This is a genomic window from Mesorhizobium sp. M1C.F.Ca.ET.210.01.1.1, from assembly GCF_004791585.1.
In the GTDB taxonomy this organism is placed as follows: Bacteria; Pseudomonadota; Alphaproteobacteria; order Rhizobiales; family Rhizobiaceae; genus Mesorhizobium.
Map to the genome: position 1 here is coordinate 96,373 of NZ_SRUU01000006.1, position 20,762 is coordinate 117,134.

19 protein-coding genes are annotated in these 20,762 nt (G+C 64.3%); 6 read left to right on the forward strand and 13 right to left on the reverse strand.

Features of this window, described 5'->3' with window-relative positions:
- Window positions 1-468: 468 nt before the first annotated feature.
- The 3 genes from EN853_RS08905 to EN853_RS08915 all read left to right on the forward strand — a co-directional run bounded on the left by EN853_RS08905 (window position 469) and on the right by EN853_RS08915 (window position 4,114).
- Complete coding sequence (locus EN853_RS08905) at window positions 469-1,431, forward strand: sugar-binding protein (RefSeq protein WP_127859454.1); 963 nt, start codon at window positions 469-471, stop codon at window positions 1,429-1,431.
- Window positions 1,432-1,550: 119 nt separating this feature from the next.
- On the forward strand, window positions 1,551-3,122 hold the full coding sequence (locus EN853_RS08910; RefSeq protein WP_127859554.1) for a sugar ABC transporter ATP-binding protein: 1,572 nt from the start codon (window positions 1,551-1,553) through the stop codon (window positions 3,120-3,122).
- Window positions 3,119-4,114, forward strand: a complete 996-nt coding sequence (locus EN853_RS08915; protein WP_127859453.1) for an ABC transporter permease — start codon at window positions 3,119-3,121, stop codon at window positions 4,112-4,114. The genes EN853_RS08910 and EN853_RS08915 overlap by 4 nt, the downstream gene beginning before the upstream one ends.
- A 166-nt stretch (window positions 4,115-4,280) precedes the next feature.
- Here EN853_RS08915 and phnN read toward each other — a convergent pair whose 3' ends face one another.
- The 9 genes from phnN to EN853_RS08960 form a co-directional block, all read right to left on the reverse strand.
- On the reverse strand, window positions 4,281-4,907 hold the full coding sequence (phnN, locus tag EN853_RS08920) for a phosphonate metabolism protein/1,5-bisphosphokinase (PRPP-forming) PhnN (protein ID WP_167524425.1): 627 nt from the start codon (window positions 4,905-4,907) through the stop codon (window positions 4,281-4,283).
- The gene (locus EN853_RS08925) at window positions 4,904-6,043 is read right to left on the reverse strand and encodes an alpha-D-ribose 1-methylphosphonate 5-triphosphate diphosphatase (RefSeq protein ID WP_127859452.1); all 1,140 of its coding nucleotides are present in this window, start codon (window positions 6,041-6,043) and stop codon (window positions 4,904-4,906) included. Before EN853_RS08925 ends, phnN begins: the two co-directional genes overlap by 4 nt.
- A 56-nt stretch (window positions 6,044-6,099) precedes the next feature.
- The gene (locus tag EN853_RS08930; RefSeq protein WP_127859451.1) at window positions 6,100-6,807 is read right to left on the reverse strand and encodes a DUF1045 domain-containing protein; all 708 of its coding nucleotides are present in this window, start codon (window positions 6,805-6,807) and stop codon (window positions 6,100-6,102) included.
- Window positions 6,808-6,955: 148 nt separating this feature from the next.
- Window positions 6,956-7,768, reverse strand: coding sequence for a 5-deoxy-glucuronate isomerase (iolB, locus tag EN853_RS08935; protein ID WP_127859450.1), 813 nt, complete (start codon window positions 7,766-7,768; stop codon window positions 6,956-6,958).
- Window positions 7,769-7,782: 14 nt separating this feature from the next.
- On the reverse strand, window positions 7,783-7,995 hold the full coding sequence (locus EN853_RS08940; RefSeq protein ID WP_127859449.1) for a DUF3329 domain-containing protein: 213 nt from the start codon (window positions 7,993-7,995) through the stop codon (window positions 7,783-7,785).
- Window positions 7,996-8,059: 64 nt separating this feature from the next.
- On the reverse strand, window positions 8,060-8,977 hold the full coding sequence (iolE, locus tag EN853_RS08945) for a myo-inosose-2 dehydratase (RefSeq protein ID WP_127859448.1): 918 nt from the start codon (window positions 8,975-8,977) through the stop codon (window positions 8,060-8,062).
- 43 nt (window positions 8,978-9,020) lie between these two features.
- Window positions 9,021-10,865 (reverse strand): 3D-(3,5/4)-trihydroxycyclohexane-1,2-dione acylhydrolase (decyclizing), encoded by a 1,845-nt coding sequence (gene iolD / locus EN853_RS08950; RefSeq protein WP_127859447.1) that lies wholly within the window; start codon window positions 10,863-10,865, stop codon window positions 9,021-9,023.
- Window positions 10,866-10,914: 49 nt separating this feature from the next.
- On the reverse strand, window positions 10,915-12,849 hold the full coding sequence (gene iolC / locus EN853_RS08955; RefSeq protein ID WP_127859446.1) for a 5-dehydro-2-deoxygluconokinase: 1,935 nt from the start codon (window positions 12,847-12,849) through the stop codon (window positions 10,915-10,917).
- A gap of 154 nt (window positions 12,850-13,003) precedes the next feature.
- Window positions 13,004-13,849 carry a MurR/RpiR family transcriptional regulator gene (locus EN853_RS08960; protein WP_167524426.1) on the reverse strand — a complete coding sequence of 282 codons (846 nt, stop codon included), beginning with the start codon at window positions 13,847-13,849 and terminating at the stop codon, window positions 13,004-13,006.
- A gap of 250 nt (window positions 13,850-14,099) precedes the next feature.
- On the opposite strand from EN853_RS08960, the gene EN853_RS08965 reads away from it, so the two are divergent.
- Complete coding sequence (locus tag EN853_RS08965; RefSeq protein ID WP_127859444.1) at window positions 14,100-15,209, forward strand: Gfo/Idh/MocA family oxidoreductase; 1,110 nt, start codon at window positions 14,100-14,102, stop codon at window positions 15,207-15,209.
- 171 nt (window positions 15,210-15,380) lie between these two features.
- A complete protein-coding gene (locus EN853_RS08970) occupies window positions 15,381-16,124 on the forward strand; it encodes a hypothetical protein (RefSeq protein WP_127859443.1) in 744 nt (247 codons plus the stop codon).
- A 6-nt stretch (window positions 16,125-16,130) separates the two neighbouring features.
- On the opposite strand, the gene EN853_RS08975 is transcribed toward EN853_RS08970, so the two are convergent.
- A complete protein-coding gene (locus tag EN853_RS08975) occupies window positions 16,131-16,832 on the reverse strand; it encodes a YafY family protein (protein ID WP_127859442.1) in 702 nt (233 codons plus the stop codon).
- A gap of 126 nt (window positions 16,833-16,958) precedes the next feature.
- Between EN853_RS08975 and EN853_RS08980 the strand changes: the two genes are divergently transcribed.
- On the forward strand, window positions 16,959-17,594 hold the full coding sequence (locus EN853_RS08980) for a LysE family translocator (protein WP_127859441.1): 636 nt from the start codon (window positions 16,959-16,961) through the stop codon (window positions 17,592-17,594).
- An 18-nt stretch (window positions 17,595-17,612) separates the two neighbouring features.
- On the opposite strand, the gene EN853_RS08985 is transcribed toward EN853_RS08980, so the two are convergent.
- The 3 genes from EN853_RS08985 to iolG form a co-directional block, all read right to left on the reverse strand.
- The gene (locus EN853_RS08985) at window positions 17,613-18,704 is read right to left on the reverse strand and encodes a 3-deoxy-7-phosphoheptulonate synthase (protein ID WP_127859440.1); all 1,092 of its coding nucleotides are present in this window, start codon (window positions 18,702-18,704) and stop codon (window positions 17,613-17,615) included.
- Between the two features lie 212 nt (window positions 18,705-18,916).
- Entirely contained in the window at window positions 18,917-19,711 is a 795-nt protein-coding gene (locus tag EN853_RS08990) for an SDR family oxidoreductase (protein ID WP_127859439.1), read from the reverse strand.
- A 31-nt stretch (window positions 19,712-19,742) separates the two neighbouring features.
- Window positions 19,743-20,735: an inositol 2-dehydrogenase gene (gene iolG, locus EN853_RS08995; RefSeq protein WP_127859438.1), complete on the reverse strand. Its 993-nt coding sequence runs from the start codon at window positions 20,733-20,735 to the stop codon at window positions 19,743-19,745.
- Between the last annotated feature and the right edge of the window lie 27 nt (window positions 20,736-20,762).

Below are 20,762 nucleotides of genomic sequence, written 5' to 3' on the forward strand. Positions count from 1 at the left end.
AAACAACCGGTTAAAACCACGAAACCGGCTGATTTCCGGGAATTCCCGTGTCAGCGGCGGAGCACGTTATGACTGCCGCCCTCTCCTCCTTCAGGCCCTCCCGGCAATCACCCCCTCCACCACGGAGGCACCCGCTTGAGCTCCCAAACTAATACTCTTTACTAATAGCCGTAAGCGTTCTACTGTCAACTTGCCGCGACCGGCGGGTCGTAACCGGCTGGTGGCGGCAAATGGGAGGGACGCATGCCGACTGCCCGGCAAGCCGCCGGATGGGGCGGACTCCCTCTCACGAAAATGTCAGACAAATCTGACTATTTACGAACGGCAAATGAGTGTCTAGTGTCTCGGTCGCGGCTGGATTGGCGCGCCGTTCTTAAGGTGCCAGACCTTGGGCAAGCCCCTTGAGGAGGAGGGCGTCCGGGCCGCAGCCGGGATATCAGCAATGAGTTTCAAAAGGGAGGTTGAACCATGAAATCCATGATCCGTAACGCATCCGTCGCCGCGGCGGCCTTGATTGTTGGCCTGTCGGCGAGCGCCACCGTGCGCGCCGACGACAAGCCGACGCTGGCCTTCGTCGTCAACGGCGCGTCAGACTTCTGGAAGGCGGCCGAAGCCGGCGTGAAGAAGGCGCAGGGCGAACTGCCCGACTACAATCTCGAGCTCAAATATCCCGAGCAGTCGTCGGTCGCCATCCAGCAGCGCCTGATGGACGACCTGGTGACGGCCGGCGTCAAGGGCATCATGGTCTCCGCCGTGGACCCCAAGACCTCGACCGACGGGCTGAACAAGATCGCCTCCGAGACGGCGCTGTTCACCACCGACAGCGACGCGCCGCAGACCAAGCGCGTCGCCTATATCGGCTCGTCCAACGTCGACGCCGGCAAGCAGGCGGCCGAGATCGCCAAGAAGGCGATGCCGGACGGCGGCAAGTGCCTGGGCTTCGTCGGCCTGCTCGGCGCCGACAACGCCAAGGAACGCATCCAGGGCATGAAGGACGGGCTCGCCGGCAGCAAGATCGAGCTCGTCGACGTGCGCGGCGACGACATCGACCAGGCGCGCGCCAAGAAGAATGTCGAGGACGCGCTGGTCGCCAGCCCCGACATCACCTGCATGGTCGGCTTCTACTCCTACAACACGCCGCGCATCTATGAAGCGCTGCGCGACGCCGGCAAGCTCGGCCAGATCACCGTCGTCGGCTTCGACGACGATCCGATCACGCTGGGCGGCGTCAAGGAAGGCACGGTTGCCGCGACCGTCGTGCAGCAGCCCTTCGAATGGGCCTATCAGGGCATGAAGCTGATGGCTTCCTACCTCAAGGGCGACAAGTCGGGCATTCCCGAGAACGGCCTGATCATCGTGCCGACCAAGATCATCGGCAAGGACGATGTCGACGCCTATGCCGCCAACCTGAAGGCGATGGCGGGCAAGTAATCGATGCACAGCTGCGCCGGCTCAAGGTTTGCCTTGAGCCGGCGTCCGTATTGACGGGCCCCACGCGGCCCGTCAGTCTGTGGCCCACCGGCTGCTGACACGCGATGAATTGTGGCGTGATGAATTATTCCGAGACATCCTTCGCTCCATCGACGACGGCTCCGTTCCTGAGCCTCGAGGCCGTGCGCAAGACCTACCCCGGCGTCGTGGCGCTGGACGGGTTCTCCATGGAGGTCGGGCCGGGCGAGGTGATCGGCCTCGTCGGCGAAAACGGAGCCGGCAAATCGACCCTGATGAAGATCCTCGGCGGCGTGACGCGGCCGGACAGCGGCACCGTGACCGTCGACGGGGTCGCGCATGACGGGCTGACCGTGGAAGCCAGCATCGGCTCCGGCATCGCCTTCGTGCATCAGGAACTCAATCTCTTCGAAAACCTCGACGTCGCCGCCAATATCTTTTTCGGCCGCGAGCCACTGAAGGCCGGGCCGCTGAGGCTGGTCGACCGCGCGAAACTGCGGCAGATGGCGGCGCCGCTGTTGAAACGCGTCGGCGCCAATTTCTCGGCCGACGCGCCGGTCGCCTCGCTGTCGCTGGCGCAGCAGCAAATGGTCGAGATCGCCAAGGCGCTGTCGATCAAGGCGCGGCTGGTGATCCTCGACGAGCCGACCTCGAGCCTGCCGATCGCCGAAACCGAAAAGCTGCTCGACGTCATCAAGGGGCTGCGGGCGGAGGGCATCAGCGTCATCTTCATCTCGCACCGCCTGCATGAGGTCGAGCGCGTCGCCGACCGCGTCGTCGTGCTGCGCGACGGCATGCTTGCCGGCACGCTGCCCAAGAGCGAGATCCACCACGACCAGATGGTCAAGCTCATGATCGGGCGCATGCTGAAAGAGCGTGAGAAGGCGGCCGAGGCAGGGCGCGCGCCGGGCGGCGTCGCGCTCTCTGCCAGCGCCGTTCGCACGAGCGCCTATCCCGATCACCCGGTCGACCTGGAACTCAGGCGTGGCGAGATCCTCGGTCTTGCCGGGCTGGTCGGCTCCGGCCGTACGGAGCTTGCGCGCGTCCTGTTCGGCATCGACGAGCGGCTCGGCGGTAGCGTCGCTCTGGACGGCAAGGCACTGCGGGTCGGATCGGCCGCCGATGCGGTGGCGAACGGCATCTTCCTGGTGCCGGAAGACCGCAAGCTGACCGGCATCCTGCTCGACCTCTCGATTGCCGAGAACATCTCGCTGCCCAACCTGCCGGCGTATGCGAAGCGCTCACTGGTCTCTGCCAGCGCCGAGCTCGCCACCGCCGAAAAGCAGAAGAAGAATCTCGGCATCAAGGCGCCGTCGGTCCTGACCCGCACCGGCACGCTCTCGGGCGGCAACCAGCAGAAGGTGGTTTTGGCCAAATGGCTGGCGATGAACCCGAAAGTGATGATCCTCGACGAGCCGACGCGCGGCATCGACATCGGCGCCAAGGCGGAGATTTACGGGCTGATGCGCTCGCTCGCCGACGCCGGCGTCGCCGTGCTGATGATCTCCAGCGACATGGAAGAGGTGATCGGCGTCTCGGACCGCATCGCGGTCATGCACGAGGGGCAGATCTCCGGCATTCTCGATAAGGACGATTTCAGCCAGGAAAACGTGCTGCTGCTGGCGGTGGGCAAGAAGCCCAGGCCCGCGCACGCCGTGGGAGGACCGCAATGAGCAAGAAAGACCTCGGCCTGCTGGTCCTGATCCTGGTGGTCGGCGCGGTGGTGACGGCCATCAACCCGCGCTTCCTCTTGCCGATCAACCTTGCCAACACCTCCAACCTGATCGGCCTGTTCGGCATCCTCTCCATCGGCCAGGCCTTCGTCATCATCACCGGCGGCATCGAGCTCTCGGTCGGCTCGCTGGTGGCGCTGCTCGGCACGCTGTTCATTGACTTCATCGCCGTGCGCGAGATGGACTGGCCGTTGGCCTTCGCGCTGATCATCGCGCTCGGCGCCATCATCGGCTTCGTGCATGGCTGGCTGATCACGCGGCTCAAGATGCAGCCTTTCGTGGTGACGCTCTGCGGCCTCTTGATCTATCGCGGCGTGGCCCGCTTCTACACCGCCGACGGCACGGCGGGTTTTGCCTTCGGGCAGAATTTCCCGGACCTCGAATTCCTCACTGCCGGGCGCTCCGAGGGCGTGCCGAACAGCTTCATCGCGGTGATCGTCATCGCCACCGTCATGTGGGTGGTGCTGCACCGCTCGGTGTTCGGTCGCTATCTCTACGCCATCGGCAAGAACGAGGAAGCGGCGAAATATTCAGGTATCCGCACCGGACGCGTCGTGATCGCGGCCTATGTGATCTGCGGCGTGCTGACGGCGCTGTCGGCGATCTATTTCGCCATGTACACGCGCTCGATCTCGCCGGCCAGCCACGGCCAGTTCTACGAGCTCTACGCGATCGCCGCGGCGGTGCTCGGCGGCTTTTCGCTGCGCGGCGGCGAGGGCTCGCTGGTCGGCGTCCTCCTCGGCACCGTGCTGCTGCAGGAGTTGCAGAACCTCGTCAATTTGCTCGGCATCCCCTCCTCGCTCAACTTCGCGGTGATGGGCGGTGTGATCCTGATCGGCGTGCTGGTCGACCAGCAATGGGGCGTCTTTCGTGCTCGACGCCGGATGATGGAAGCGGCGCGCAGGAACGTCGCCGGCGCGCCGGCGGAGTAGCCGGCGCCGACGGACCCGCAGCGCCGAGGTGGTTGAGATTCAGGTCAGGCCGTGTCGAAAACGGCGGGTTCCGAGAACCGGAGCGGAGCGTACTCAAAGTACGTGAGCACCGGAAGCGCAGGAAGCCGCCGTTTGCAGGCCGGCCTCACCTGAATATCAACACACCTCAGATCATGCTCGACAGATCAGAAAACGCCATCGCCTTGCGTAGCACCTCGGCGAAGTGCTCGCCGGCGATCTCTTTCGCGCCGCTGTTGTCGATCGAGGTGACGTCGGGACCGGAAAGCGTCACGCTCGTGCTGCGCGCCAGGCGCGCCAGCACCTCGCCGCGCGATTCACGGCCGCGCGCCGCCAGCCGCTCGGCGAGGATTTCCGGTCTCGCGGTGATCTCGACCACCGCCAGATTGGCGTAGCGCTCGCGCAGCGCCGGGACGACGGCGCGGGAAACGTTGGCGACCGCGACATGGCCGTTGGCGACCGCCCAGTCGACGTCGGCCGGCAAGCCATAGCGCAGGCCATGCGCGTCCCAGCAGATGGCGAAGGCGCCGTCGGCCTCCGCCTCGGCGAAGGCAGCGTCGGCCAGCGTGTCGTGGTCCTCGCTGGCGGAATCGCTCGGCCGGGTGATGACGCGGCGCACGAACTCCAGCCGCGTCTCATCGGCAAAGCGCGCCTTGGCATAGCCGATCACCGTGTCCTTGCCGGCGCCGCTCGGGCCGACGACCGCGACGAAGACGCCGTTGCGGATGGGAAGCGTTTCGGCGAGCTCGCGTTCGATCAAGGCCGAAACCATCATGCGGCACGCCTGCCCTGGCGCCAGACGGTGCGCACGACCGGCACGTGCTCGTCGACGCGCACGCGCACGAGATCGGCGCGCCGGCCGGGCTCGATGACGCCGCGATCGGTCAAGCCGACGGCCTCGGCCGGGTTCTTCGAGACCATGGCGACCGCCCGCGGCAGCGAGATGCCTTCGACGACGTCGCCGAGGAAGAAGGCCGACTGGATCAGGCTGAAGGGGATGTAGTCGGACGACAGGATGTCGAGCAGGCCGTCGCCGGCAAGCGCCCTGGCCGAGACATTGCCGGAATGCGAGGAGCCGCGCATGACGTTGGGAGCGCCCATCAGCACGCCGAGGCCGGCCGCCTTCGAGGCCCTTGCCGCCTCCTCGGTGGTCGGGAACTCGGCGACACGAACGCCCTGCGCAATCGCCTCGTCGACATGGCCGGCCGTCGCATCGTCATGGCTGGCGAGGACGATGCCGCGCTCCTGGCAGGCGGCGGCGATGAAGACGCGGTTCGGACCCGAGTTGCGGGCCGATTCCGCCATCCGCTTCTCGCAGAATTTCTGGAAATCGCGGTCGGTCAGCTTCAGCTTGCGTTGGTAGTAGTAGGCATAGGTCTCGAGGTTGACGAACTGGCGCTGGCCCGGCGCGTGGTCCATCAGCGAGGCGAGCTTCACCCGGTCGTCAGTCTCGAAATTGGCGAAGGCCTCGAGGCAATCCGGCGCCGACACCTCGCAGCGCAGATGGATGAAGTGGTCGGCCCTGAGCCGATCCTGCCTGACGCTGTCCTCGATCGCGTCGGCCAGCTTGCGAACGTCGTCGGACTTCAGGTCGGCATCCTCGTCCATGCCGACGCGCAAGGCATCGAGCACCGTGGTGATGCCGGCCGTCGCCACCTGCGCGTCATGGGCAAGCACCGCCGCGATCGGGTTCCAGCGCACTTTCGGGCGCGGCGCGTAGTGGCCTTCGAGATGGTCGGTGTGCAGTTCGATGAGCCCCGGGATGATGTAGTCGCCGCCCATGTCCTCGCCGCCGCGCGCCGCGCCCGGCTCGATCGCAGCGATCAGGCCATCGCGCAGCAGGAGCGAGCCCTCGACGATTTCGTCGGGGAGCACGATGCGGGCATTGTTCAAAACGGTCTCGGCGGTCATTTCAGGCAGTCCTATCTCAAGCGATCCATATTGGGAGGCCGTATCGGGTGGTCAAATCAGGCAGTCCTTCTGGCCGCACGGCGGCCAAGCGCATGGTGGGAGAGCACCATGAAGGGGGCGCCCGGCTCGGTTTCGACAAACAAGGTCAGCGCGTCCACCGGCACCGGATGCTGCAGCACATCCGCGAACAGGCTGTCGATTGCCGCACGAAGACGCAGGCTTTCCTGTGGCCCGACGCGCCCGGAGAGCGTCATGTGGAAGCGGAACGTCTCGAAGACGTAAGGATAGCCCCACTGGCACAGATTGCGGAATTCCTGCGGCTTCAGCGAATCGGGGCTGCGCCGCTCGATCTCGGCTTCCGTCAATGGCGCGCGGAAGCGGTCGAAGGCGCGCACGACCTCGCCGGCGAAGCCGTTCAGCGGCTCGAACGGGGCTTCCGGCACCAGGGCGAAGAAGCCGTCGATCTGGCCGATGACAAGGCGCGGAATGACGACATCCGGGGTTGCTTCGGCGAAATCGTCGAGCGCGGCGCGCAGCGAGGCTTCCGTCTCGCCCGGCGCCAGCCGGAACGGCGCCTTCAGCGTCGCATGAAAACCGTAGCGCCGCGCCGAGGCGGTGTGGAAGGCAACTTCCGCCGCCGACAGCTCAGCCACGGCCTCGACCGGCCGCGTCGCCGCGCCGAACGGGTCGCGGCCGAGCCAATTGGCGGCGATGCGCGCCAGCGGCTCGTCCTGCCGTGGGGTATAGTAGATGGCGTAGCGCATGAGAAAACCTCGTCAGCCCGCTGCCATAGGTGATTTCCATGACGGATTGACGAAGCTTTCATGGGTTTTCGAAGGCAACCAGACCCTGTCGGTCCTTAGCCGACGATTTTCCCGAACTGGACCAACAAGTTGTGCGCGCCGAGAAACCTCAGGCCTTCATCAGCCACTCATGCTCGGCCGCGTTGTGGAATTTCCACGTCCGCTTCGGGCCGGCCATGACGTTCAGATAGTAGAGATCGTAGCCGTGGCAGGCCGCGCACGGGTGGTAGCCCTTGGGCACCAGCACGACATCGCCGTCCTCGATCGCCATCGCCTCGTCCAGATCGCGCTCGCCGTTCTTGCCGGCGTCCGTATAGACGCGCTGGAAGGCAAAGCCCTGCGGCGGGTTGAGACGGTGGTAGTAGGTCTCCTCGAGATAGGATTCGGCGGGAAGATTGTCCTGGTCGTGCTTGTGCGGCGGATAGCTGGAGGTGTGGCCGCCGGGTGTGATGACCTCGACCACCAGCAGCGAGTCGGCAGGCTTGCCCTCGGGCAGGATGTTGGTGACGTAGCGCGTGTTGGTGCCCTTGCCGCGCACTTCCTGGCCGAGATCGTCGGGGCCGATGACGCGAACCGGCAGGCCGCCGCCCAGGCTGGGCGCCGAGCAGACGGCGAGTTCCAGCTCGGTATCGGCGGTCACCGACCAGTCGGAGCCTTGCGGCACATAGACCGACCAGGGCTTGCCCTCGAAGGGCGACATGCGCTGGCCGAGCAGGCCGAGATCCTTGCCGCCGGCCGACACCTTGCCCTTGCCGGTGACGAAGACCAGGCAGACCTCGCGGTCGCCGGTGTTGCCGGACGTCGTCTCGCCGGGCCGCAGCCGGTGGAGATCGAACCCCACATACGTCCAGTTGGCGCTTTGCGGCGTGACGTGAGCGACGCGGCCGTGGCCCTTGTCGGCCTTGACGAGCAGTTTCGACATGATTTTCTCCTGGATCATTCCTTCGGCTCGGCCGGAGGCTTGGCCTCTTCGGCTGGCTTGTAGAGATAGAAGAACTGCCACACCGCATACCCGGCGAAGCCCAACGCGATGACGCCCCAGAATGGCGTGCCGGAGGCGAACTCGATCACCGACCAGACGAGGCAAACGGCGACGACGGCGATGCGTCGCCACAGCGGCCGGAAGAAGGGGTGCTCATAGTCTTTCATCGCGCAATCCTGGGATTCGCCTAACACGCATCAGATAGACCGCGCGCCTCGGCAAATCCACCGCTCAGGCATTCGGGAAGCCTTGCGTCTCCACCGTGTAGCCGGCGGCCGTCATCGCCCGCATCAGCTCCTTGTAGCCGACCTGCGCCATCTTGAGCGGCGGGTTCTTCTTCGGGTCTTGCTCAGCCTCGACGACGAACCAGCCCTCATAGCCATAATCGGCGAAGCGTTGGACGATGGCGCCGAAATCGAGCGAGCCGTCGCCCGGCACGGTGAAGGCGCCGAGCGCCACGGCATCGAGGAACGACTGTTTTGAGCGGTCGAGGCCGTCGATCACCCTCATGCGCACGTCCTTCACATGGACGTGGTTGATACGCTTGTGGTGATTGTCGATGGCGCGCAGCACATCGCCGCCGGCAAAGGCGAGATGGCCGGCGTCGAGCAGCAGCGGGATGCCCTCGCCGGAATGGCGCATGAAGGCGTCGAGCTCCGGCTCGGTCTCGACCACCGCCGCCATGTGATGGTGGTAGGAGAGCGGCATGCCCTGGTCGGCGCACCATTCGCCGAATTCGGTGACGCGGCGGCCATAAGCCTTCATCTCGTCGCCCGTGAGCTTCGGCTTGGTGGCCAAAGGCTTCGAGCGATCGCCCTGGATGGAACGGCCAACCTCGCCATAAACGATGCAGGGCGCGTTGACCGCCTTGAACAGGTCGATCATCGGCTGGATGCGATCCTTGTTCCTGGCTAGGTCCTCATTGACCAGCGTGCCGGAGAACCAGCCGCCGCAGAGCGTGACGTCGGCCTCCTTGAGGATCGGCAGCATCACCTTCGGGTCGTTGGGGAAGCGGCGGCCCATCTCCATGCCGGTGAAGCCCGCCGAGCGAGATTGGCGCAAGCACTCCTCCAGCGACACGTCATCGCTCAGTTCCACGAGATCGTCGTTCCACCACGCGATGGGGGACATGCCCAGTTTGGCTTTCAAGTCGTCACTCCAATGTCAAATCGTTTGAGAGGAAAGCCGATGCTTAGCCCTGCCGGCTGCCCACGGCTTCCTCGTATTTCTTGCGCGCGGCATTGACCTGGGGCCGAGCAGACACCTCCGGCACGGCGACGTCCCACCAATGGCCGCCGGCTTCGGTCGACACCAGCGGATCGGTGTCGATGACCAGCACGGTGGTCTTGCTGTTTTGCTTCGCCTTGGCCAGCGCCGTTTCCAACTCGGCGATCGACGCTACCTTGTCGGCGATGGCGCCGAGGCTTGCCGCATGGGCGGCGAAGTCGACGTCGGGCATCACCTCGTGGCGCGCGTCCTTCAAGAGGTTGTTGAAGTTGGCGCCGCCGGTCGCCATCTGCAGCCGGTTGATGCAGCCATAGCCGCGGTTGTCGAGCAGCACGATGGTGAGCTTCAGCCCCAGCATCACCGAGGTTGCGATCTCGGAATTGAGCATCAGATAGGAGCCGTCGCCGACCATGACGACGACCTCCTGGTCGGGCTTGGCCATCTTGACGCCGAGACCGCCGGCGATCTCGTAACCCATGGTCGAGAAGCCGTATTCGGCATGGTACGAGCCCGGCGCGCCGGCCTGCCAGAGCTTGTGCAATTCGCCGGGCAGGCCGCCAGCGGCATGCAGCAAGGTGACACCGGAGCCCATGGCGCGCTGCACGGCGCCGATCACCTGCGCATCGGAAGGATAGGCGGCGTTGGTCGAGGCCGTCACCTTGGCGGCGGCGGCCTGCCATTCCTTCTTGCCCTTCAGGGCATTGTCGGTCCAGGCGGTCGGCGCCTTCCAGCCCTTCAGCGCGGCGGAAACCTCGGCGAGCCCCTCGGCTGCGTCGGCGACCAGCGGCAGCGCCCAGTGCTTGCCGGCGTCGAAACCTTGCGTATTCAAGCCGATGATGGTGCGGCCGGCATTCTTGAACAGCGCCCAGGAGCCGGTGGTGAAGTCCTGCAGCCTAGTGCCGACGGCAAGCACCACGTCCGCCTCCTTGGCCAGCCGGTTGGCGGCCGACGTGCCGGTGACGCCGACCGCCGCCATGTTGAGCGGATGGTCGTCAGGGAGCGAGGACTTGCCCCCTTGAGTCTCGCAAACCGGGATGCCGGCACCCTGGACCAGCTTGGCCAGTTCTCCGGAAGCCTGCGAATAGAGGACACCGCCGCCGGCAATAACCAGCGGCTTTTTCGCCCCTTTCAGTGCCGCCACGGCTGCCGCCAGCTCATTGCGATCCGGCCGCAGCCTGCGCGGCGTCCAGACGCGCTCGGCAAACAGGCTTTCGGGATAATCATAGGCCTCGGCCTGCACGTCCTGGCAGAGCGACAGCGTAACCGGGCCGCATTCGGCCGGATCGGTCAGCACCTGCATGGCGCGGTTGAGCGCCGGGATGATCTGCTCCGGCCGCGTGATGCGGTCGAAATAGCGCGACACAGGGCGGAAGCAGTCGTTGACGGTCGCCGTGCCGTCGGAGAAATCCTCCGCCTGCTGCAGCACCGGATCGGGCAAGCGGTTGGCGAAGACGTCGCCCGGCAGCAGCAGCACCGGCAGCCGGTTGACATGCGCGAGCGCCGCGGCCGTCACCATGTTGAGCGCGCCCGGGCCGATCGAGGTGGTGGCCGCCATGAACCGGCGGCGGAAATTCGCCTTGCCATAGGCGATCGCCGCATGCGCCATCGCCTGCTCGTTATGGGCGCGATAAGTCGGCAGCTCGTCACGCACCTGATAGAGCGCCTCACCGATGCCGGCGACATTGCCATGGCCGAAGATCGCCCAGACGCCGCCGAAGATCGGCACCTTTTTGCCGTCGATCTCGGTCATCTGTCGGCTGAGAAAGCGGGTCAGCGCCTGCGCCATCGTCAGGCGAACAGTCTTGCTCATTGTCGTTTCCTCCGGCTTCCTTTTGGCGCCTTGTTATGCTGCCGCGTTGTTATGCTGCTTTGCGGCCACGCGCGGCAAGCCATGCCTCGGTCAATTGCTCGAAGCGCGAGGCCATGTCGGCGACAGCCTCGTCGTCCGACATCCGGCCTGCCAGCCATTGTTCGGCGGCGTTGATGAAGATGGTGCGACCGACGGCAAATCCCTTGACGATCGGCGCGTTGGCGGTGGCCGCGAAGGCGGCGACCAGCTCGTCCTGCGGCGCCTCCAGCCCGAGCAGCACAACGCCGCGGCACCATGGATCATTCTTGACGATCACCTGTTCGATCTTGGCCCAGGCGCCTGCCGAAGCCTGCGGCTCGAGCTTCCACCAGTCGGGCTTGATGCCGAGCGCATAGAGTTCTTCAAGCGCGCGCGGGATGGTGTTGTCGTCGAGCTTGCCGTGCTTGCCGGCGATGATCTCGACCAGCAACTCGCGACCGACTTTCCGCGCCGCCTCGAACAGACCCCTCAGCTTCTGCTGTTGCTCGGTCTTCAGCGCTTCCGGATCGTCCGGGTGGTAGAAGCACAGGCATTTGATGCAGTGGTCGACCGGCCAGTCGATGAGCTGCGAGCCGATGTCCTGCGAGAACTCGAAACGAAGCGGCCGCGAGCCGGGCAATTCGACCGGACGGCCGAGCCAGGCGAAAGGATGGCGGGCGAATTCGAACATGGCGTCGCGGCCATATTTCTCGTCGATCAGCATGCCGTAGCCGTCGCGGCCGGCGGCGACCTTGGCCGCCGCCTTGACCGTCAGCACCTTGAAATCGGGGATGCGCGAAGCGTCGGCGCCGACTTTTGCCGCAACGTCTTCGAGCTGGACGCGGTGGTCGCAGGCTAAAGCCATCAGAGAAGGAATGTCGCGCCGGCGCGTCGTCGCCCAATGGATGTGGTTGATCGCCTCGTCCTTGCGCAGCGCCAGATGCTTGCTGCCGTGCTTCAGGAAGAACTGCAGCTCCTCGAAGGTAGGATATTCCGGCGCGCAGAGCAGACGCGACACCGCGAAGGCGCCGCAGGCGTTGGCCCAGGTCGCGGCCGTCGCAAAACTTTCGCCGCCCAGCCAGCCGCGCAGGAAGCCCGACATGAAGGCGTCGCCGGCACCAAGCACATTGTAGATCTCGATCGGAAAGCCCTTGCCGACGATGCCGTCCTCGAGGTCGTCGCTGATCGGGCCGTCATAGACGATGCAACCCTTGGCGCCGCGCTTCAGCACGATGGTGGCCGACGACAGTGCGCGGATCGTCTTCAGCGCGCTCAGGCAATCGTCGGCGCCGGAGGCGATCATGATCTCCTCCTCGGTGCCGACGATGAGGTCACAGTCCGGCAGCACCGTCTTCAGCTGCGCCGAGACGCGGTCCGACTTGACGTAGCGCTCGAAGCCTTCGGCATGGCCGGCGAGCCCCCAGAGGTTCGGGCGGTAGTCGATGTCGAACACGACCTTGCCGCCCTTGGCCTTCATCAGGCGGATCGCCTTGCGCTGGGCAGCATCGGTGTTGGGGCGGGAGAAATGCGTGCCGGTGACGACGACGGCGCGGGCCGAGGCGATGAACGCTTCATCGATGTCCCCTTCGGCCAGCGCCATGTCGGCGCAGTCGGAGCGGTAGAAGATCATCGGCGAAACGCCTTCGTCCTCGACCGAAAGCAGCACAAGCGCCGTCAGCCGCTCCTTGTCGGTCTTCAGGCCGTCGACCGATACGCCTTCACGCCGGAGCTGCTCGCGGATGAAGCGGCCCATCTGCTCGTCGCCGACGCGGGTGAGCAGCGCCGAGCGCAGGCCGAGCCTGGCCGTGCCGACGGAAATATTGGCCGGGCAGCCGCCGACCGATTTGGCGAAGGAGGCGATGTCCTCCAGCCGCGAGCCGATCTGCTGGCCGTAGAGATCGACCGAAGCGCGGCCGATCGTGATGACGTCGAGCGGCGGATATTTCGCTTCCACGGCTTCGCCCATTCGAACCTCCCATCGGCCTTGTTGTGCAGAGCAGCGTTGTTTTGGGCAGCACGCGCGAGCGGCCGCGCGGTGCCGTCAATATGAAATAATAATTCCAATCCATAGTCAATATGGAATGAGCATTCCCGGATTGAAAAACACCGACGCGGGCCGTTCAGGCCTTGCGTTTGCGGCCGGCGTCGCGGCGCTTCTCGCCAACGGCGACGGTCAACGCCATTGCCAAGGCCATGGTCGCCGAGATCGAGCGAAACCCGCCGAAATCGGCTTCGGCCACTTCAAACCAGACCTTGGCGAACTGGGCGAGCGGCGAGAAGGAACTGTCCGTGATGGCGATGATCGGCACGCCCTGTTCCGCGATCGAGCGCGTCTCTTCGATGGTCGCGGGTGCGTAAGGCGAGAAGCTGATGGCGATGACGGCGTCGCGCGGCGTGGCGAAGCCGATCATCTCGGCATTCAGCCCGGCCGCCGACTCGATCAACTGGTTGCGGATCTTGAGCTTGCCTAGCGCATAGGCGATGTAGGAGGCGACCGGATAGGAGCGGCGCTTGGCCAACACATAGATGGTCTCGGCCTTCGCCAGGAGCGCAATCGCCTCTTCGAAATGCACATCGTTCAATGCGCGCGAGATGTCGCTGAGCGAGGTGCTGGCGGCGGCAACGAAGCCGTCGAAAATCGCCCGGTGCCCGGCACCTTCCTCGGCCTTGGCGCGCAATGCGGCCAGACGCTCGTCATAGGACGAATTGCGCTCCCTCAGGCGCTCCCGGAAGACCTGCTGCAGGCTGGTGAAGCCATCGAAGCCGAGCTGTTGGGCAAAGCGGATCAGTGTCGAGGGCTGGACGCCGGCCGAGGCGGCGATGCTCGCCGCCGTCCCAAAAGCGATGTCGTCGGGATTGTCAAGCGCATAGGCGGCGATCTGGGCGATGCGCTTGGGCAGGCTCGCGCGCCGTTCCAGGATCGTCGTGCGCAACGTCTCGAAATCGCGAGGCACCCGTTCGTCCATCGTCGCTCCGCCCACGGCCATATTGAAAGTTCTCTCTCCTGCCTCATCATAGCGAGTTCGCGCAAGAACACCATAAAAAATGATTTGGACGTTCCATTCCGGATGAAAATGGATTAATTCATCCATACAAAATTCTTCCCAGAACGGTTCCGCGTTTCGCGGAACCGTTCCATCTGTTTATCGACGCAATCCCGGACGGAAAACCGCTTCACACTTTTCCTGGAATTGCTCTAGCGCGGAGACAATCGACATGGTCGGAGTGGGCCTCATCGGCACGGGCTTCATGGGCAAGTGCCACGCCATTGCATGGAATGCGGTCGGCACCGTCTTTCCCGATGTCGAGAAGCCGAGGCTGGTGCATCTCGGCGAGGTCAATGACGAACTGGCCAGACGCAAGGCGGGCGAGTTCGGCTTCGCTAAGGCGTCCGGCGATTGGCGCGCCGTGGTCAACGATCCGGAGGTCGATGTCGTCTCGCTGACCACGCCCAACCAGTTCCACCCGGAAATGGCGATCGCCATCCTGGAAGCCGGCAAGCATCTCTGGTGCGAGAAGCCGATGGCGCCGGGTTTCGCCGAGGCCGAAGCCATGGCCGAGGCGGCCAGGAAATCCGGCAAGGTCGCCGCGCTCGGCTACAACTACATCCAGAACCCCGCCATCCGCCATATCGGCGCGCTGCTCGAGGAAAAGATCATCGGCGACGTCAATCTCGTGCGCATCGAGATGGACGAGGATTTCATGGCCGATCCCGAGGCGCTGTTCTTCTGGAAGCACGAGGCGGCTTCCGGCTACGGCGCGCTCGACGATTTCGCCGTGCATCCGCTGTCGCTGATCAGGGTGCTATTCGGCCGCGTCGCCCGCGTGATGTGCGACATGGTGAAGCCTTACGCTGACCGGAAGGTCGCTTCCGGCGGCCGCCGCGCGGTCGAGACCTACGACATCGCCAGCGTGCTGATGCATCTCGAAAACGGCGTCGCCGGCACGCTCTTGGTCAACCGCTCGGCCTGGGGCCGCAAAGGCCGCATCGCCATCCAGATCTTCGGCTCGAAGGGGTCGATCCTCTACGACCAGGAGCGGATGAACGAGTTCCAGCTCTACCTCACCGCCGACCGCCCGACCGAGCAGGGCTACCGCACCATCCTGGTGGCGCCGCACCACAAGCCCTATGATTCCTTTCTGCCGGCGCCCGGCCATGGCCTCGGCTTCAACGACCTCAAGATGATCGAATGCCGCGAGCTGTTGATGCGTATCGCCGGCAAGCCGGCACGGATCATCGATTTCGACGAAGGTCTGGAGATCGAGCGCACGGTGCATGCGATGGCGCGCTCATTCCAGGAACAGCGCTGGGTGGATGTGCGGTAGGCTGGCTCCGACGATTTAGACGAACATTGCAGCCGACCTAACACCCTCCTTCCCCAGGCAACGATACTAGCGTTCCTGCATAAATGAATATTATACTTAGGACGCCGGGTCGCAATGGAGCGACAGGGCAGAGCATCGCAAGCTAGACAAATATTACGGCCAGGCCGACGCATGACAAGAATCTCAGCAAAATCAGCGTCATGGGCACTGATTTTCATCCTTTATATGTCGGTCGCTTTTACTGCAACGATTTCGCACGCTGAAGACGTCAAGACCAATCCCAAGCATACCGCCGCAGAATATCTTTCATCTCTGGATAAATATGAACCAATTCTTGTGTGGCCTACTATGTCACGGCCATATGAGGTAGTCGGCAAAAACTCCGAAATAGCTGGCTCGGTCGCTTCGTACATAGAAAACCGGCGAAATACATTCCATCTTGTCCAGTGGCCCGTCACCACTCAAATTTCTATTGTCGAAGTGAATTACACCACATTTTCGAACGACATCGTTCACATTTTAGATAATTCTCACCTACTGCCATCATATAAGTCTTTCGCTTATAAAGCGGCTCTCAGCAGGGATGGCTGCACCGCATACAAGTTTATTGACCGAGGGACTTGGGTTTCGGTCGGCTTGATTTTTGTTGATCAAGCCAAATTCGGGATAGGCAATGAGGTGGAGACTAATTCGTGCGTCTTTGGAGCACTTGACTACGTTAACGGCTTTCCAACCAAAGATACGTATTTCGAGTACATGTCGCTCCCCAAAGAGCCTGTTAGAGCGCTCATTTTAGACGCTATTTATCGCTGCGCTGCTGAAGGCGACAATAAATCCCGACAGGACGAAACAACGATGGATGGAATCACTCCACTGCCATCATTGGAGTGCGTAGCAGCTAAAATAGGGCAATAGAGCGTCTCACGGGCCGGTAACCGGAGCATTAGTCTTCCAGCCGTCGACCCAGATCTGCCGCAGTCGATCGCCTTCGCCCTTGAACGACAGGCCGGCCGGCTGACACTCCTCGATGCGGTCGCTGCGGAAATTGCGGATCGCCTGGCGCAGTTCGCACCAGGCGACGATGTTGGCGGTCTCGGCATAGTAGATCAGCGCGATCGGCCGGATGACGCGCTGCGTGTCACGCCCCGCTTCGTCGCGATAAGCAAGATCGAGCTTCTCCTCGTCGCGGATGGCGCGGCGCACCAGGGCGAGATCGACCGCGGAAGCCGAAGGTGCGGCAAAACCCCATGCATGCAGAGCGTTGGCGTCGAGCGTCTGGCGCAAGGGCGGCGGCACTCCACCGGCAATCTTGGCGCCGACGCGTTTTGCGGCCCGCTTGAGCTCGTCGTCGCCGGTGCGCTCGAGCAGCGCCAGCGACAGCACGATCGCCTCCATCTCCTCGATCGAAAACATCAGCGGCGGCAGGTCGAAGCCGGGCCGCAGGATATAGCCGATGCCGCGCCCGCCCTCGATCGGCACGCGCATCGCCTGCAGCGCGGCTATGTCTCGATAGACCGAGCGCACCGTCACTTCCAGCTGCTCGGCGATCGTCGCCGCCGTCACCGGCTTTTTGGCCAGCCGCAGGATCTGGATGATCTCGAACAGGCGCGAGGCCTTGCGCATTTCCTCACCCGGCTGAAACGCAACTGACACACCCTCGTCAGTTGGGATGCCCTATAGGGCCGCCTAGCGGTTTGAAAATCAACAGATTCCTGAACTCCTTGGCCGACGGAGCGACAAGCAACTGACATGAGCTATAGCGAAAACCTCTGGCTCTTCTTCATCCTGCTGTTCGGCATCATCGCCGTGCCCGGCATGGACATGCTGTTCGTGCTGGCCAATGCGCTGACCGGCGGACGCGACAGAGGACTGGCGGCGACCGGCGGCATCATGCTTGGCGGCGCGGTGCATACGCTGAACGGCGCCATCGGCGTCGGCCTGCTGATGCATTTCGTGCCGGTCCTGTTCAAGCCGCTGCTGATCGCCGGCGCCGCCTATATGGCCTATATCGGGATTTCGCTGATGCGCAGCTCGATCACAGTCGGCCATGACGGGCCCGTGGGCAGCCGCTCTGCCTGGAAGGCGTTTCGGCAAGGATTGGTCACCTGCCTGATCAACCCGAAGGCCTATCTGTTCATCATTGCCGTCTATCCCCAGTTCCTGAAGCCGGCTTACGGTCCGATCTGGATGCAGGCGACCGTGATGGGATTGCTGACGATCGCCACCCAGGCGGGAATCTATGGCGGGCTCGCCATCACCGCCGGCCGCAGCCGGGAGCTGCTTATCGACAACCCCCGAGCGACGATCCTTGCGGGGCGCGCGGCCGGGCTGCTTTTGTTCGCGGTTTCTGTGTTCACCGCCTGGGAGGGGCTGAGGGCGGCGTAACTGCCGCCCTCAGCCGACTCATGCCGCGCCCTGTCGAGAGGCGAGCATTTCGCGTTTCACCGACCGGCGCCATTCGACGGCGCCGGCAAGACCGTGCAGCACCGTCTCGGTGGTCGCCCAGTCGATGCAGCCGTCGGTGATGCTCTGACCATAGACGAGCGGCTTGCCCGGCACGACATCCTGGCGACCGGCGACGAGATTGCTCTCGATCATGACGCCGATGATACGCTCGTCGCCCGCGGCCACCTGGCCCGCCACATCGTGCGCGACTTTCGGCTGGTTCTCCGGCTTCTTGCCGCTGTTGGCGTGGCTGACGTCGATCATCAGCCGCGGCGCGACGCCGATGCGGGCGAGTTCCGTCGCGGCGGCGTCAACGCTCGCCGCATCGAAGTTGGGCACAACGCCGCCGCGCAGGATGACGTGGCAGTCCTCGTTGCCGGTGGTCGCGGCAATCGCGCTGCGTCCGCCCTTGGTCACCGCCATGAAATGATGCGGCTGGGCAGCCGACTTGACCGCCTCGGCGGCGATTCTCAGATTGCCGTCGGTGCCGTTCTTGAAGCCGACCGGGCAGGACAGGCCCGAGGCCAGCTCCCGATGGATCTGGCTTTCGGTCGTGCGCGCGCCGATGGCGCCCCAGGCGACGAGGTCGGCAATGTATTGCGGGGTCGTCATGTCGAGGAACTCGGTCGCCGCCGGCAGGCCGAGATTGTTGACGGCGGAAAGCACGTTGCGCGCCATGCGCAACCCCTTGTCGATGTTGAAGCTGCCGTCGAGATCGGGATCGTTGATCAGGCCTTTCCAGCCGACCGTGGTGCGCGGCTTCTCGAAATAGACACGCATGACGATCTCGAGCCGGTCGGCCAGGGCCTCGCGCAGCGCCGCCAGACGGCTGGCGTAGTCCACGGCGGCGACCGGATCGTGGATGGAACAAGGGCCGACGATGACTACCAGTCGATCGTCGGCCCCTGCCAGGATCGAATGGATGGCGTTGCGTGACGCGGCAACGGTGCGCGTCGCCGTGAGCGAGCGCGGTATCTCGCGCATCACCTCTTCCGGCGTGCTCAGGACTTTGAGTTCCTTGACCCGAAGGTCGTCTGTGGTGGTCAACACGGCTTTCTGCTCCTGGTTAGGAGACCTGCCGGCTGAAACGAAAAAGCCGCCAGGTCTGGCGGCTTTTCGGATTTAGGTGCTACAATCTTCAGATCGAGCGCAATCCTCCCGCCGCCAGCGAGCTGTCGTAATAAAAGTACCAAAACGAGGCGGTCAGGTGGATCATGCGGCTCATATAGTCGATGCCAGGGCGCTTGTCACGTGGAGAGATTCTACTCCCCGACAACACCGGCTATGTTCTGGTCGTAGTCGACCAGCGAGCCGGTCATGACGCCGGCTTGCGGGCTCAGCATATAGGTGATCAGCCGGGCGAGCTGCGCCGGCTTGACCAACTGGCCCATCGGCTGCGCGGCCTCGGCCTTTTCCAGCCAGTCGTCCGGCGCGTCGTGCCACTTCTTCTGCACGATCGCCTCGCCTTCGGTGTCCATCCAGCCGGGCAGCACGGCGTTGCAGCGGATGCGGTTGCGCCGATAGGAGCTGGCGACATTCTTGGTCAGCGTCATCAGCGCGCCCTTGCTGGTCGAATAGGGCGTCAGGAAGGACTGGCCGGCATGCGCCGACATCGACAGCACGTTGACGATCGAGCCCGGCGCCCTGCGTTCGAGCAGATGCGCGACAAGGCCCTGCATCAGGAAGAAGGGCCCGCGCACATTGGTGTCGAAGATCTGATCGAAGACCTCCTCGGTGGTTTCGATCAGCGAGCCGCGCGCCGAGGTGGCGGCGGCGTTGACCAGCGCGTTGAGCGTGCCGAAATGCTTGATCGCGGTTTCGACGGCGCGCTTGCAGTCGGCGACCTTGGCGAAGTCGGCGCTGATGAAGATGGCGTCGACGCCGCTCTTCTTCAACGCGGCGACCGCTCTGTCGCCCTTCTCCTGCGAGCGGCCGACGAGCGCCAGCGCGCGGCAGCCCTCGTCGGCCAGCGCCTCCGCAACCGCGAAGCCGATGCCCTGCGCGCCGCCGGTGACGATGGTGCGCGTTTCTGAATTGCGACCGGCCAAACCGCTCATCGCTCTGCTCCTGTAGTCGAATCCAAACAGTTCAGTCGACGCGGACGGCTTTGCCGGTCTTGGCCGATTGCAGCGCCGCGTCGGCCAGCTTCAGGGCGACCAGCCCATCCTTGCCGCTCGGTGCCGCCTTCTTGCCCGCGGTCGCAGCGGCGATGAAAGCCGCGATCTCGTTGGCATAGGCGTCGATGTAGCGGGTCATGAAGAAGTCGTGCAGCGGCGGGCGGGTGTAGCCCTTGTCGTTGGCGAGCTCGATCGACACCGGCCGCTGGTTCTCGGCCGCGACCATGCCCTTCGAGCCGTGCACCTCGATGCGCTGGTCGTAGCCATAGGTGGCGCGGCGCGAGTTGGAGATGACGGCCTGCTTGCCGGACGCGGTTTCCAGGATGACGCTGACCGAGTCGAAATCGCCGGCTTCGCCGATCTTCTTGTCGACCAGCACCGAGGCATGGGCGCTGACCGCGACAGGCTCCTCGCCAAGCAGGAAGCGCGCCATGTCGAAATCATGGATGGTCATGTCGCGAAAAATGCCGCCCGAGCGGGCGATGTAGTCGAGCGGCGGGGCGCCCGGATCGCGCGAGGTGATGGTGACCATCTCGACCGTGCCGATGGCGCCGTCGTCGATCGCCTTGCGGACGGCGGCAAAATGCGGGTCGAAGCGGCGGTTGAAGCCGACCATCAGCGTTGCGCCGGCCTTCTCGACGACCGCCAGGCACTTCTCGACGCGCTGGACGTCGAGGTCGATCGGTTTCTCGCAGAAGATCGCCTTGCCGGCGTTGGCGAAGCGCTCGATGAGATCGGCATGGGTGTCGGTCGGCGTGCAGATGATGACGGCATCGATGTCTTTGGCCTGCTCGATCGCATCGGTCGTGCGCACTTCGGCGCCGTAGGCGGTGGCCAACTCCGTCGCGGCTTTCTCGAAGGCGTCGGCCACGGCCACCAGTTTGGCCTGCGGGTTGGAGGCAACGGCGCGGGCATGCACCTTGCCGATACGGCCGGCGCCGAGAAGAGCGAAGCGGAGAGTCATGGAAGGTCCTTTGAGGGTGGTTCAGAA

Bases quoted from the DNA above. Each gene is read 5' to 3' on its own strand.
- EN853_RS08905 (WP_127859454.1), top strand. From the start codon at position 469: ATGAAATCCATGATCCGTAACGCATCCGTCGCCGCGGCGGCCTTGATT.
- EN853_RS08910 (WP_127859554.1), top strand. From the start codon at position 1,551: ATGAATTATTCCGAGACATCCTTCGCTCCATCGACGACGGCTCCGTTC.
- EN853_RS08915 (WP_127859453.1), top strand. From the start codon at position 3,119: ATGAGCAAGAAAGACCTCGGCCTGCTGGTCCTGATCCTGGTGGTCGGC.
- phnN (WP_167524425.1), bottom strand. From the start codon at position 4,907: ATGATGGTTTCGGCCTTGATCGAACGCGAGCTCGCCGAAACGCTTCCC.
- EN853_RS08925 (WP_127859452.1), bottom strand. From the start codon at position 6,043: ATGACCGCCGAGACCGTTTTGAACAATGCCCGCATCGTGCTCCCCGAC.
- EN853_RS08930 (WP_127859451.1), bottom strand. From the start codon at position 6,807: ATGCGCTACGCCATCTACTATACCCCACGGCAGGACGAGCCGCTGGCG.
- iolB (WP_127859450.1), bottom strand. From the start codon at position 7,768: ATGTCGAAACTGCTCGTCAAGGCCGACAAGGGCCACGGCCGCGTCGCT.
- EN853_RS08940 (WP_127859449.1), bottom strand. From the start codon at position 7,995: ATGAAAGACTATGAGCACCCCTTCTTCCGGCCGCTGTGGCGACGCATC.
- iolD (WP_127859447.1), bottom strand. From the start codon at position 10,865: ATGAGCAAGACTGTTCGCCTGACGATGGCGCAGGCGCTGACCCGCTTT.
- iolC (WP_127859446.1), bottom strand. From the start codon at position 12,849: ATGGGCGAAGCCGTGGAAGCGAAATATCCGCCGCTCGACGTCATCACG.
- EN853_RS08960 (WP_167524426.1), bottom strand. From the start codon at position 13,849: ATGGACGAACGGGTGCCTCGCGATTTCGAGACGTTGCGCACGACGATC.
- EN853_RS08965 (WP_127859444.1), top strand. From the start codon at position 14,100: ATGGTCGGAGTGGGCCTCATCGGCACGGGCTTCATGGGCAAGTGCCAC.
- EN853_RS08970 (WP_127859443.1), top strand. From the start codon at position 15,381: ATGACAAGAATCTCAGCAAAATCAGCGTCATGGGCACTGATTTTCATC.
- EN853_RS08975 (WP_127859442.1), bottom strand. From the start codon at position 16,832: ATGCGCAAGGCCTCGCGCCTGTTCGAGATCATCCAGATCCTGCGGCTG.
- EN853_RS08980 (WP_127859441.1), top strand. From the start codon at position 16,959: ATGAGCTATAGCGAAAACCTCTGGCTCTTCTTCATCCTGCTGTTCGGC.
- EN853_RS08990 (WP_127859439.1), bottom strand. From the start codon at position 19,711: ATGAGCGGTTTGGCCGGTCGCAATTCAGAAACGCGCACCATCGTCACC.
- iolG (WP_127859438.1), bottom strand. From the start codon at position 20,735: ATGACTCTCCGCTTCGCTCTTCTCGGCGCCGGCCGTATCGGCAAGGTG.